The organism is Mesorhizobium sp. LNHC229A00, assembly GCF_000502415.1.
Lineage (GTDB): Bacteria > Pseudomonadota > Alphaproteobacteria > Rhizobiales > Rhizobiaceae > Mesorhizobium.
Window position 1 is genome coordinate 168,135 of the sequence record NZ_AYWQ01000006.1, and the last position, 13,530, is coordinate 181,664.

A 13,530-nucleotide genomic window follows, 5' to 3' on the forward strand; every position below is an offset into this window, starting at 1 on the left:
CAGGCGTCCGGCGCGCGTCGATTTCGCGAAAGCCGATTGCGCGGGCCGTGCGATGGTAGGTCATCGCACTGTCGGGAACCTGCCACATCATGCCAATGCACAAGCCGAAACTCATCCTTGTCCACGAACCCGAAAAGGTGTGTTTCGACCGCTTGCTCGCCGAAGGTCATGCATCGCAGCGGGCCGCCGAAATCTCGTCCTATCTGGCGCAGTCAACCGATCTCGCTCTGGAATTCGATGCGCTGGCCACCGCCTGCGAGGCGCGCGGCCTGTCCTTTGCGCCGGTGGTGCTCGACGATGCCGCCAAGGTGCTCGACGGTGAGGATCCGCGAAGCGCGCTGGTCTGGACGCTGACCGACGGCGTCGCCTATTTCCGTGGCGGCGCGGCCCCCGCTTTGGCAAGACTGAGCGGGTTCAACACCATCGGCGCCGACGATTCGCTGTTCGCGCTCTGCCAGGACAAGTTCCGCTCCGGCGCCGTGCTTGGCGCGCTCGGCCTGCCGGTGCCGCGGGCCGGTCTTGCCCGGGATGGCAAATGGCTGGTCGAGGCGCCCGCTTCCGCCGCCGGCTGGTTCGTCAAGCCCAACCGGCTCGGCGCCAAGATCGGCATCTGGCCGGATTCGCGCGTAACCGATCTCGATCACGCCCTGGAGCTTAGCCGGCGTGTTTTCGCCGCCTATCACGACGATGTCGTCGTCCAGCCCTATGTCGCCGGCCGCAACGTCCGCGCCAGCTTCCTTGGGCTGATGCGGGATACCGGCGTCGAAGCGCTCGGCGTCGCCTTTGTAGAGTCGGGAGGTGATTTCCAGACCATGGAAGACAGTTTGGCGCTCTATGGCGGGACCGGCGAAGCGGCAAGGGCGGCGGGCCAATATGCCGAGCCGGTACTGCTCCCGGTTGGCGAAAGTCAGCCGGGCGCTGATGCCGCAATCCGCCGCATCGCGCAAAGGCTGATCACCGGGCTCGGCCTGCGCGACGTGTTTTCCGTCGACCTGCGCGTCGAGGCCGACGACACGGTTCATCTGATCGAGTTCGAGGTCTGTCCCGGCCTGCCCTGCTTCGATTTTCGCGCTTATTGCGCCTCGCAATGGGGGCTGAGCCTGGCCGACGCGATGGCTGAAACCGCGGCGAACAGGCTTTCGCGCTAGATACCCTCGACCAAGACGATCTCGCCGTCGGCGACCTTCTGGCGGATGGCGACGGCGCGTTGGTATTCCGGCGAGTGGTAGCAGTCATGCGCGGCGGCCAGCGATTCGAACTCGATAAGCACATTGCGCTCCCGCCCTGGGCCCTCGGCCTTCTCATGCTCGCCGCCACGGGCCAGGAATTTCGCGCCGAAGCGCTCGAAAGCTGGTTTTGCCGCCGCGACGTAGTCCTTGTAGCCTTCCGCGTCACGCACATCGACGCGGGCGATCCAGTATCCCTTGGGCATTCTTTTTCTCCTTCCGTGCCGGCTCGTCAGGCCGATCGCATTTCTTCGAGTATCGCCTCCGCCGCGGCGCGCCGGTTGCTGGCCGCGACGATCGGGCGGGCGACGACAAGATGGCTGGCGCCGTTGCGAATGGCTTGCGCCGGGGTCACCACCCGCTTCTGGTCGCCATGGTCGCTCCCCGCCGGCCGGATGCCGGGCGTCACCACCGCCATGTCCGGGCCGACGATGCGGCGCACCGCTTCGGCTTCCGCGGCCGAGCAGACGATGCCGCCCATACCGGCATGCAGCGCCTGTTCGGACCGCCTCAGCACCAGCGTGTGTGGGTCATATTCATAGCCGGCATCGATCATGTCCTGCTCGTCCATCGAGGTCAGCACGCTGACGGCGAGCAGGCAAAGCTCGCTGCCGCGCGCGGCCTCCACCGCCGCCTGCATCGCCTTGGGATAGGCGTGGATGGTCAGCATGGTCATGCCCATCTTGACGATGTTCTCGACGCCCTTGGCCACCGTGTGGTCGATGTCGAGCAGCTTCATGTCGAGGAAGATTTTCGTCCCACCGCTGGCCAGCTCCCTGGCAAAGTCGAGGCCGCCGGCAAAAGCCAGCTGATAGCCGATCTTGTAGAAGGAGACGACGCCGTCGAGCTCGCGCACCGCCTGCTCGGCCTCCTTCACGGTCGGCACGTCGAGGCCGACGATCAATCGCTCCTGCATGGAATGAGGCTGCATGGTTGCGGCGGTCACGCCTCGACCCGGATCGACAGCATGCGCGAGGTTTCGATCAGCGTGCGGCATAGGTGCTCCATCGATTTGTGCAGTCTTTCGTCACGGAAATGGCCGTCCCCGTCGAAGGCGTCGCCACCCTCCGGCACCGAGCATTCCGGTGTCACCACTTCCATCTGGCAGCGCACCAGCACGGCACGCAAATGGTTGATGCAGCGGATGCCGGCGAAGTGCCCGTTGGAGGACGAGCAGAGGCCGGCGATCTTGCCGGCAAGCGGCCTGACCGACCGGCCGCCATCCCGGCGCACCCGGCTCACCCAGTCGATCGTGTTCTTGAGCAGCGGCGGAATCGAACCGTTATATTCGGGTGTCGCGATCAGCAGCCCGTCATGGGCGGCAATCAGCCGCGCCAGCCTCTGGGCGTTTTCAGGAACGCCGTTTTCCTTTTCCAAGTCCTCGTCGAGGATCGGCAAGGGGTAATCGGCAAGCGAAATACGGGTCACCTCGGCACCTTGCACCGCAAGTTCCTTCTGCGCCACGTCGGCGGTCCTGCCGCTATAGGCGCCGCTGCGCACCGAGCCGGCGAAGACGAGGATTTTCGGGATCACTGCCATGGGCCACCCTTGTTCCCGGACAGGTACAGCCGGAGGCCGCGCAAATCAACGCGCCAGCGCGAAAATCGAAAACGACCTGGCGTAAACGCCTGATGGGTGCGTCGAAATTCAGGTCAGGGCGAGTCGAAAATGGCTGATGCCGAGAACCGGAGCGGAGCGTACTTTCGTACGTGAGCACCGGAAGCGCAGGTGTCAGCCATTTGCAGGCCGGCCTCACCTGAATCTCGGCGTATCCTAATGTGCCTCGCGCCGGTAGATCCACAGCTGCGTCGGCGGGATGTTGCGGAAGATGAAGTCGAAATGCTTCACCGTGTAGTTGCCGCGGCCGGCCGGGATCGGCGACATCGGACCATAGGTCAGTTGCACGATCGGCCGTCCGACCGGAATGCGGTCGAGCAGGCTCTCGATATAGGCGATGCGCTGGGCGACCGGGAAATTGAGCAGCGGCACGCCGGAAACAACGCTGTCGAACATCATCCCGCTCCTCTCGCCAAGCGTGGCGTCGAGGTTGAAGGCATCGCCCTCGATGACGTTGACGCCGGGGTAGATCTGGCGCAGGTGGCGCACGAAATCGGTGGAATATTCGACCGCGTAGAGGTTTTCGGGCCGCACGCCCTGGGCGAGGATGGCGCGGGTGATGACACCGGTGCCGGGGCCGACCTCGAGCACCGGCAGGCCGGACTTGGGATTGACGATCGAGGCCATCTTGCGCGCGGTGATCGAACTGGTCGGAACGATCGAGCCGACCGTCTTCGGCTTGTCGATCCAGCCCTTGAAGAATTTGAGTTCGTCGTCGAACTTCTCGGCAAACGCCTTCCGCAGTCCGTGACCACGTGCCATGCAAGCTCTCCTCAGCGCGCCCCTTGAAGCTACTTAACACCTGGATGACGCAAGGCAAGGCGCGGCCTTGCCTATGGCGTGGATAAGATAGTTTTCGTCGCGTCTCAACGCTCGCCGAAAGACTCGAAAAAGTCCTTCATGCGGGCGAAAAAGCCGCTCGATTGGGGGGAATTGTCCTGCGAGGAGAGCTGTTCGAACTCTTCCAGCAATTCGCGCTGGCGACGCGACAGGTTCTGCGGCGTCTCGACCGCGGTCTGGATGTAGAGGTCGCCGACATTGGGCTGGCGCAGCACCGGCATGCCCTTGCCCTTGAGCCTGAACTGGCGTCCGTTCTGCGTACCTTCGGTCACCTTCACCTTGGTCTGCGTGCCGTCGAGCGTCGTCACCTCGAAGGAGCCGCCAAGGGCAGCGGTGGTCATCGAGATCGGCACCTTGCAATAAAGATCGGCGCCGTCGCGCTGGAAGAATTCGTGCGGCTTGACCGCCAGAAAGATATAGAGGTCGCCCGATGGCCCGCCGCGCAGTCCGGCCTCACCCTCGTTGGCCAAGCGGATACGGGTACCGTCCTCGATGCCGGCCGGGATGTTGACCGACAGCGAACGCTCCTCGGTGACACGGCCCTGGCCGGCGCATTTCGGGCAGGGATCCTTGATTGTCTGGCCACGGCCCTGGCATTGCGGGCAGGTCCGCTCGATCGAGAAAAACCCTTGCGTGGCGCGCACCTTGCCGTGGCCGTTGCACATCGAGCAGGTGACCGGCTGGGTGCCCGGCTTGGCGCCGCTGCCGGAGCATTCCGTGCAGGAGATCGAAGCCGGCACGCGGATTTGCGCGGTCTTCCCCGCGAAGGCTTCCTCCAGCGAGATTTCCATGTTGTAGCGCAGGTCGGCGCCGCGCTCGCGGCCACCGGAAGAGCGGCGCTGGCGGCCGCCCATCATGTCGCCGAAAATGTCCTCGAAGATGTCGGCGAAGCCGCCGGCGCCAAAGCCCTGCGCGCCATTCATCCCACCCTGCTCGAAGGCGGCATGGCCGAAACGGTCATAGGCCGCGCGCTTCTGCGGGTCCTTCAGCGTCTCGTAGGCTTCGTTGATTTCCTTGAACTTGTGCTCGCAGGAATGATCGCCGGGGTTGCGGTCGGGATGGAACTGCATGGCGAGCTTGCGAAAAGCGCTCTTGAGCTCCTTCTCGTCGGCGCCCTTTTGCACGCCCAGCGTTTCGTAGAAATCAGCTTTCATTTTTTCCCGCAGTCCGGATGTTCAACGTCTTGATGCAATGTTGCGTCGTTTGCCGGCACGTTGTTTCGATTTAGGAGCGGTGCTGCCCGTATGCTAGGGCCGGCGCGAACTTGTCCGTCGTTTTGAGTGATTTTTTCTGAAGTGCGCGCCACTATTTCAGCAAGGGTTGCAAAAAAGCCCGGCCTTGCGCCGGGCTCTTCGCATTATCCTGCCGTCAGGCTGCTCAGGCCGACTTCTTCTTGTCGTCGTCTTCGTTGATTTCCTCGAAATCGGCGTCGACGACGTCAGAGTCCTTGGCGGCATCCGCCTTGGCGTCGGCTTCCGCCGCTTCCTTCTGCGAGGCCTCGTACATGGCCTGGCCAAGTTTCATGGAAGCTTCGGCAAGCACCTGGCTCTTGGCCTCGATGTCGGCCGGATCGTCGCCCTCGGCAGCGGTCTTCAGCGCTGCGATCGCGTCCGAAATCGCCGTGCGCTCGGCCTCCGAGACCTTGTCGCCATATTCCTTCAGCGACTTCTCGGACGAATGCACCAGGGCTTCGGCCTGATTGCGGGCCTCGACCACGGCGCGACGCTTCTTGTCGGTATCGGCGTTGGCCTCGGCATCCTTGACCATCTTCTCGATGTCGGCGTCGGAAAGTCCACCCGACGCCTGGATGCGGATCTGATGCTCCTTGCCGGTACCCTTGTCCTTGGCCGAGACGTTGACGATGCCGTTGGCGTCGATGTCGAACGTGACCTCGATCTGCGGCACGCCGCGCGGCGCCGGCGGAATGCCGACCAGGTCGAACTGGCCGAGCGCCTTGTTGTCGGCGGCCATTTCACGCTCGCCCTGGAAGACACGGATGGTCACGGCGGACTGACTGTCTTCGGCCGTCGAGAACACCTGGCTCTTCTTGGTCGGGATCGTCGTGTTGCGCTCGATCAGCCGGGTGAACACGCCGCCCAGCGTTTCGATGCCGAGCGACAGCGGCGTCACGTCGAGCAACAGCACGTCCTTGACGTCGCCCTGCAGCACGCCGGCCTGGATGGCGGCACCGAGTGCCACGACCTCATCCGGGTTGACGCCCTTGTGCGGCTCCTTGCCGAAGAACTGCTTCACGATCTCCTGGATCTTGGGCATGCGGGTCATGCCGCCGACCAGGACCACTTCGTCGATCTCGCCAGCCTTCAGGCCGGCATCCTTGAGCGCCGCCTTGCACGGCTCGATGGTGCGCTGGACGAGGTCTTCGACCAGGCTTTCGAACTTGGCGCGCGTCAGCTTCAGCGTCAGGTGCTTCGGTCCGGTCGCGTCGGCGGTGATGAAGGGCAAGTTGATTTCGGTCTGTGTCGTCGACGACAGCTCGATCTTGGCCTTTTCAGCCGCCTCCTTGAGGCGCTGCAGGGCGAGCTTGTCATTCTTCAGGTCGATGCCCTGTTCCTTCTTGAACTCGGCCGCCAGATACTCGACCAGGCGCATGTCGAAGTCCTCGCCGCCGAGGAACGTGTCGCCATTGGTCGACTTCACCTCGAACACGCCGTCGCCGATTTCGAGTACCGAAATGTCGAAGGTGCCGCCGCCAAGGTCATAGACGGCAATCGTTTTGCCTTCCTTCTTGTCGAGGCCATAGGCAAGCGCTGCCGCGGTCGGCTCGTTGATGATGCGCAGCACTTCCAGGCCGGCGATCTTGCCGGCGTCCTTGGTGGCCTGGCGCTGGGCGTCGTTGAAATAGGCCGGAACGGTGATGACCGCCTTCTCGACCTTCTCGCCCAGATAGGCTTCCGCCGTTTCCTTCATCTTCTGCAGGATCATGGCCGAGATCTGCGAGGGCGACTGCTTCTTGCCGCCGGCCTCGACCCAGGCATCGCCATTGTCGCCCTTGACGATCTTGTAGGGGACAAGCTTCTTGTCCTTCTCCGTCACCGGATCGTCATAGCGGCGGCCGATCAGGCGCTTGACCGCGAAGATGGTGTTTTCAGGATTGGTGACCGCCTGGCGCTTGGCCGGCTGGCCGACGAGGCGTTCGCCGTCGCCCGAGATGGCGACGATGGAAGGCGTCGTGCGCGCGCCTTCCGCATTCTCGATTACCTTCGGCTCCTTGCCATCCATAATGGCGATGCACGAGTTGGTGGTGCCGAGATCGATACCGATTACTTTTGCCATTTTTCTAGTCTCTCCGCTAAGCAGGCTCTCAGGACCCGGGTAAGGCGTTCCGACGAAAGCCCCTGTTCACAAGAAATACCGTCCACCCACCGGTTCTCCGGCGCCGCACGGCTTGGCGCGTATATAAGAACAGGCGGCATCGCGCGCAAGCATTCTGCGCAACGCTTCCATGAACCTTTCCGCGCCGGCCCGCGACTGATGTCCAGGTGCCGCATGGCGCGGCCCCGGAAAGGAAGCCCCCCATGACTAGCAACCCAGAGACTCCATGGTCTCCGGGACCAACAGGAGCTCGGCGCGACCACCGCCTTCGGGACGGGGTCGATGCGCTGGGCTTCCCGCTGATTCCGTTGACCCTGCGCAGGAGCAGGCGTATCGTCACTGCGAGGAAAGCAGACAATTCGATCAGGGAAGAACGAGCCGGACCACCGCGCCTTGCCCTGATTTGCGCGGCAAGTCCGGACGTCTCTCCCCTGGACTACGGGGGTAGTGTCATGTCTCGCATCCGCGGCGCGTTCGTGCTTTTTTTTGAGTTCGACAACCGCTTGCGCGGTGCCTTGCAGGCCGGTGGCCTGCTGGCTCTGGCGCTTGCCGCCAACCTGTGGCTGAGCGCCGCCGCCCAAGCGCAGGAAACCCAGATCATCTATCCCGGCTCGATGGCGGTCACCGGCTTTCCCGGCACCATCATCCCCAATTTCGACGACGGGCTGCCGCCCGGCGTCGATCCGGTCGACGAAACCTTCATCGACATCTCGCGCGCCACCTTGCGCGTCTTCGACGTTTCACACCTGGGTGGTCCGGCTTCGGGCCAGCTCGTCTTCACGCCGCCGCCCTTCGAGGTGACAGCAGGCCAGATCGGTGAGGTGTTCGGCCTCACCTATGATGACGCCGTGCGCGACGGTGTGCCGTCTGGCGTTCCCAACCTCTATGCGGCCGCTACCTCGCTGCATGGCATTGAGATCGTCACGCCGGACGCAGACAAGGACGGCAGGCCGGAGCGGCAGCGCCGCGGCACGGCGGGCGCCACCTTCATGGAGGGCCAGTTCGGCACCGAAAACGGCGGCGGACCGGGCACCATATGGAAGATCGACGGCATCACCGGCCAGGTCGCCAAATTCGCCGACATCGACACCAACAGCGGACCCGGCATCGGCAATATCACCTTCGATCCCGCCCACCGCCAGTTCTTTGCCTCCGATCTCGACACCGGCCTGATCCATCGCATCGACGCCGACGGCAGACTGGTCGACACGTTCGACCATGGCGTCGCCGGCCGGCCGGCGCATGGGCTGGCCCCGGTCGCCGACGACGGCGCGGTGATGGACGTACAGGGCGCGGCCTTCGACTCCGAGGACCCCGACAGCTGGGGCTACACCCAGGACGAGCGCCGGGTCTGGGCCGTCTCCTATCATGGCGGCCGGCTCTATTATTCGGTCGGCGAAAAGTCGGAAATCTGGTCGGTGGGCATTGCTCGCGACGGCACCTTCGCCGGCGATCCCCGCTGGGAACTGACTGTGAAGGCCGACAAGGACTACGCCGTCACCGACATCGCTTTCGACAACAGCGGCTTCCTGTATCTCGCCCAGCGCGGCCCGATCGAAAACCGCTATGATTACAGCCGCTTCGCCGATTCCGGCAAAGGCGAGGTCATCCGCTACTTCAGGGAAAATCCCGACGATCCCTCGACGGAATCGGTCTGGGTGGAAGCGCCGCAGGAATATGCGGTCGGCTTCCCGCAAGGCAACAGGCAGTCGGCCGGCGGCCTCGATCTGCAATATGGCTACGATGCCGACGGCAATCTCGACACCTCGGTCTGCACCCAGACCTTGGTCAACACTGGCGACAAATTGCGCGACAACCCCGAGTTCGCCGAAAAGCTCGCCGTGGGCGGGCCGCTTGCCGTGCATGGCGTGCAGATCACGCCCAAGGAGCTGGTCAAGCCGGACAACGTGCCGCCCTTCGGCTCCTGGTTCGTCGATTTCGACGGCTATTTCGAGGATCCCGAAGTGGAAGGCCATGTCGGCGACGTCGCCGTCTGGCATCCCTGCGAGGGCCGGGCCGGCTATTATGAGGAAATACCGGGCGGTTATGAGCCCCCCTTCTACCCGCCGGATTTCCCACCGCCCGGCAATCTGCCTCCGTGTCTCGACGTGGAGGACGTGCAGTATTACTGCACGCCGCGCGGTCTCGAGGCCGATCTCTATCTCCATGACCATGCCGGCTTCGGCGGCGATTCGATCAAGGCCCAATCCAGGACGCCAGGCGTCGCGGTGACCTCACCTATGTCGCATGCACCGGGCAAGCCCTACACGATCGACATCACCGGCCACTATCCGGGCGACAGAGTGGATGTTGGACTTTGCTTCTACAGGAAGTCCGACAAGGACAAGGGTGGCTACTACCCTTGCTGCAAGATGACCTTGCCGCTCCGGACCCCAGCCGTCAGTTGCGAACGTTGAGGAGGCAAAGATGAACAGTCTTGCCCCATTCCCGCTCGCGGCCAAATCTCCCAAAACCGTCATGGAGACGATCATGAAACCCCTGTCACTCGCCAGGCGCGGCGCGCGCTGGCTGATGGCGGCCGGGATCGCGGTCGCCCTTGCGCCCGCACTGCCGGCATCCGCCGCCCAGACCGTCCAGGCTCTCACCAGCCAGGATGTGCAGCCGCTGCAGTTTGACAATCCGCGCATCATCAACCCGGAACCCGGACGTGTCGTGCCGTTCTTCACCAAGACCGGGGGCCAGCGCAGTTGCGACTATGTCTTCTATACCTTGACCTTCGGACTGCGCGGCAATCCGCAAGGCTTTGCCAATCCGGCCCTCGAGGCCGCGCTGAAGAAAGCCCGGCTCGACTTCAAGGACCAGCTTCCGCACGGTCTTTCGATCGTCAATGTGACCGTCTCCGGCGACGGCACCGATGCATCGGGTGGGGCCTTGCCGGGCGCTGTCGTAAGCGCTTCGGCCGGCCCCAACGACACGGCGACGGTTTCCGATTTCCGGATTTCCGCCAGCGATCTCGATGGTTCGGGCGCACTGAACGAACGCGTCATCACGTTCCGCATCACCGCCAAGATCGACCACGGCGCGTTTCCAGCGCCGGTCAACGTCGACAACCAGGGCATGATCAAGGTCACCGGCGGCACCGGCACGGGCACCATTATCCTGTCGCACGATCCGGGCAAGCCGGACGACGGCAACATCGCGACCGGGGAAAAGACCTCGATCCGGATCGACCTCACCAAATGCGACAAGCAACCCCCGCCTCCAACCGACCACGGGTGTTTCAAGGTCGAACGCGGCACGGTTGACTGCGTGCCCGGCGGTGGTGCCTTCATCTATCACATGCCTGTCGGCCCCGAAATGAGCGGCAAATGGGTGCAGGTGTCGACGACCTCATCAGGCATCAGCATCGTCCCCGACACTCAGAAGGTGCCGGCGGGCGGCGGCGTGCTCAACTGGAAGATCGTCGGCGCGTCACCCGGCGACGTCATCCACCTCATCGTCACCGGCATCGAGACCTATGCCGGACCGAAGGAGGGCTGGGGCCTGTGCTGCACGCAAACCATCGACATCGTCATCCCGCGTGACCAGAGGTGCCCGCCCAGGGATAAGGAACCGGACCTCAAGGTTGAAAAGCATGCCGACGTCACACGCTGCACGATGGGCGGCGGCTGCGACTTCACCATCCGCGTCACCAATGTCGGCACAGCGCCTTACAACGGTAAGATCGTGCTCGACGAGGTGACGCTGCCGGCCGGCTCGACGCTGAGTTCAGGGCCCAATCCGCCCTGGGTCTGCGCGCCGGGAACCACCCCCATGACGTGCACCTACCCGGTGACCACGCTCGCTCCGGGAGCCTTTGTAGACCTCAAGCTCGGCTTCAAGCCGGCCGGAGGCTGGCAAGGCAGCGTGCTGCGCAACTGCGCCACCTACAATTACGGCGCCAGCGGCAAGCCGCTGTTCGGCAGCCAGGCCAATGACCGGGGCTGCGCCTCGATCCCGATCTGCCGCCGCGGCGACCGCAATCCGGATTGCCAGCCGCCAGTCGAGAAGAAGGTCGACCTGATCCTTAAGAAGCGTGCCCGCACCGAAGTCTGCACCGCCGATGGCGTCTGCACCTTCATCATTGACATCATCAACAACGGCACATCGACCTATAACGGGCCGCTGACGGTGATCGACAACTACCCCGGCGGCGCGCCGGCATCCTCGACCTTCGGGCCGAGCCCGCCCTGGACATGCGGCCCTAACGGCCCCGGCCAGTTCCGCTGCGACAATGCCGGCATCTCGCTGCCCGCGGGCGCTTCGACGCCGATCTTCGTCAAGGCGGTCATGGCGGCCGGCTACCGGTCCGACACGGTCGAGAACTGCGCCGAGGTGAAGGCCATCCCCGGTGAGGTCGATCTCACCAACAACAAGGCCTGCGCCAAGGAACGCATCCGCCATCCCAACAGCGGCCAGCCGACCTTGCGCATCACCAAGGCGTGCAACGGTTCGCTGGCCGGCGCGGCGCTGGTGTCCTGCCGCATCACCGTCGCCAATGTCGGCACGGCTGCCCCCACCGGTCCGGTGCGGGTCGACGATGCCGCCACGCTGGTGTCGGGCGGCGCGCCTGTCCAGATCCAGACCGTGACCCCTGACGGCGCGGAATGGGCATGCGGACCGGTTCCGGCCAATGCGTTGTCGTGCCAGATACCAGGCGCCGTCATGACGCCTGGGACCTCAAGGCATTTCGACGTGACGGTTTGGGCCAATGGCGAATTCGAGAACTGCGCGCGCGGCTCCTATGGGCCGGCGCAGGGCGACGACGTCGTCTACCCCATCGGCCAAGCCTGCGCCAAGGGCGGCGGCTCCTCGACCATCCGTGTCGAGAAGACCGGCGACCGCGAATGCAGGCTGAGCCAGCCCTGCTCGTTCGACATCACCATCACCAATGACGGGACGAGCCCCTTCTCGGGCCCGGTCCGCATCGGCGATGCGATCGGCGTCGATGGGCTTGGCCGGCTGGAAGGCGTCGCGATCACTTCGATCGAGCCGCCCTTCGGCTGTTCGCCGGAACCGACGACCTTGCCGGCCTCCTGCATCGCCAACCTGACGCTCGGCGCCGGCGAAAGCCGCTCGTACCGTGTGACAGTGGTCATCCCTGACGATGGGCGTCTTGCCAACTTGCAGGGTAATGTCAACGGCCGGAACTGCGTTGGCGTGCTCTCTCCCGAGACACGGGTGCAGAACGGCGGCGACGTGCTGTCCAACGACGCGACCAATGTGCAGGGGGATCGCGGTAAGGCCTATGCCTGCCATCCCTTCATCATCACGCATGAGGTGAAGAATCAGTGCTCGCCGGGCTTTGTCATGAACGACGCCGGCAGATGCGTCTGCCCGGAAGGCACCACCTTCCGCAACGGCCAGTGCACCGGCGGCGGCACCAATGTTCTGCCGACACCTCCACCGCCGCGCTGCGTGCTGCTCGAAGGCCAGATCCGCACCGAGGACGGACGTTGCGTCTGCCCGCGCGGCACGGAGCTGGAGAACGGAAAATGCGTCGGGACCGACAAGCCCGAGCAGTGCACCATCCGTGGTCAGGTCCACAATGCGGACGGGGACTGTGTCTGCCCGCAAGGCACCGAGGTGCGAGACCGGGCCTGCCGCCAGATCCGGCCAAAGCCGCAGCAGTGCCGCATCCCTGGCCAGTTCCGCAATGCCGATGGCGATTGCGTCTGCCCGCAAGGCACCGAGCTGCGCAATGGCGCCTGCCGTCCTGTCGGGCCGAGGCCCGAGCAGTGCACCATCCGTGGCCAGGTCCACAATGCGGACGGGGACTGCGTCTGCCCGCAAGGCACCGAGGTGCGAGACCGGGCCTGCCGGCCGATCAGGCCGAAGCCTGACCAGTGCACCNGTCTGCCCGCAAGGCACCGAGGTGCGAGACCGGGCCTGCCGGCCGATCAGGCCGAAGCCTGACCAGTGCACCATCCGAGGCCAGGTCCATGACTCAGATGGCAATTGCGTTTGCCCGAAGGGTACCGAGGTGCAAGGCAATGCCTGTCGGCGCAAGCAGCCGCAGTTGGAGCAGTGCGACATACGCGGCCAGGTCCGCAACAAGCGCGGCGAATGCCTCTGCCCGCGCGGGACCGAGGTGATCGACGGCGCGTGCCGCAAGCCCAGGCAAGAGAGCGAATGCGCGCCGGGTTCGCAGATGGTCAACGGCCAGTGCCAGCCGATCTTCAGGCGGCACTGTCCGGAAGGCATGGTCGGGCGCTATCCGAACTGCCGGCCGATGCGCGGGCAGCCATCGCTGGAAATCGATCCGGGGCAGTTGCTGCAATTGCTGCCGCGGCGCAGGCAGCCGATCGACCAGCAGCAAGACCCGGTGCCAAACAGGGTGCTGAAGCTCCAGCAGCAGTAAGCACCCGCGCGACACCAAACGAAAACCCGCTGGAGCAATCCGGCGGGTTTTTCTTCATGATCCAGGCAGGCGAAGGTTGGCGGCGACAGGATCGGGAACGCCGCGACGTTACCCTGCCTGTGGAACCGCTGTACTGGCGCCCTCGACAAGTCC

Annotated in this window: 8 protein-coding genes and 1 pseudogene; 3 read left to right on the plus strand and 6 right to left on the minus strand. The window is 64.4% G+C overall.

Annotated features, from left to right (window positions below; translation table 11 throughout):
- Positions 1-89 precede the first annotated feature (89 nt).
- Positions 90-1,148, plus strand: a complete 1,059-nt coding sequence (locus X742_RS156510) for a hypothetical protein (RefSeq protein ID WP_023772066.1) — start codon at positions 90-92, stop codon at positions 1,146-1,148.
- Here X742_RS156510 and X742_RS156505 read toward each other — a convergent pair.
- The 6 genes from X742_RS156505 to dnaK form a co-directional block, all read right to left on the minus strand.
- Entirely contained in the window at positions 1,145-1,432 is a 288-nt protein-coding gene (locus X742_RS156505) for a DUF1330 domain-containing protein (protein WP_023772067.1), read from the minus strand. The two genes, X742_RS156510 and X742_RS156505, sit on opposite strands and share 4 nt — an antisense overlap.
- Positions 1,433-1,458: 26 nt before the next feature.
- Complete coding sequence (gene pyrF, locus X742_RS156500; RefSeq protein ID WP_023772068.1) at positions 1,459-2,172, minus strand: orotidine-5'-phosphate decarboxylase; 714 nt, start codon at positions 2,170-2,172, stop codon at positions 1,459-1,461.
- On the minus strand, positions 2,169-2,765 hold the full coding sequence (locus X742_RS156495; protein WP_023772069.1) for an NADPH-dependent FMN reductase: 597 nt from the start codon (positions 2,763-2,765) through the stop codon (positions 2,169-2,171). The genes pyrF and X742_RS156495 overlap by 4 nt, the downstream gene beginning before the upstream one ends.
- A 234-nt stretch (positions 2,766-2,999) precedes the next feature.
- The gene (gene pmtA, locus X742_RS156490) at positions 3,000-3,605 is read right to left on the minus strand and encodes a phospholipid N-methyltransferase PmtA (protein WP_023772070.1); all 606 of its coding nucleotides are present in this window, start codon (positions 3,603-3,605) and stop codon (positions 3,000-3,002) included.
- A gap of 104 nt (positions 3,606-3,709) precedes the next feature.
- Positions 3,710-4,837 carry a molecular chaperone DnaJ gene (gene dnaJ, locus X742_RS156485; protein ID WP_015314665.1) on the minus strand — a complete coding sequence of 376 codons (1,128 nt, stop codon included), beginning with the start codon at positions 4,835-4,837 and terminating at the stop codon, positions 3,710-3,712.
- A 223-nt stretch (positions 4,838-5,060) separates the two neighbouring features.
- On the minus strand, positions 5,061-6,977 hold the full coding sequence (gene dnaK / locus X742_RS156480) for a molecular chaperone DnaK (protein WP_023772071.1): 1,917 nt from the start codon (positions 6,975-6,977) through the stop codon (positions 5,061-5,063).
- A 242-nt stretch (positions 6,978-7,219) separates the two neighbouring features.
- Between dnaK and X742_RS156475 the strand changes: the two genes are divergently transcribed.
- The gene (locus tag X742_RS156475) at positions 7,220-9,433 is read left to right on the plus strand and encodes a hypothetical protein (RefSeq protein WP_031247902.1); all 2,214 of its coding nucleotides are present in this window, start codon (positions 7,220-7,222) and stop codon (positions 9,431-9,433) included.
- A 10-nt stretch (positions 9,434-9,443) separates the two neighbouring features.
- Positions 9,444-13,377, plus strand: a pseudogene (locus X742_RS01000000170060) (hypothetical protein).
- Positions 13,378-13,530: the final 153 nt, after the last annotated feature.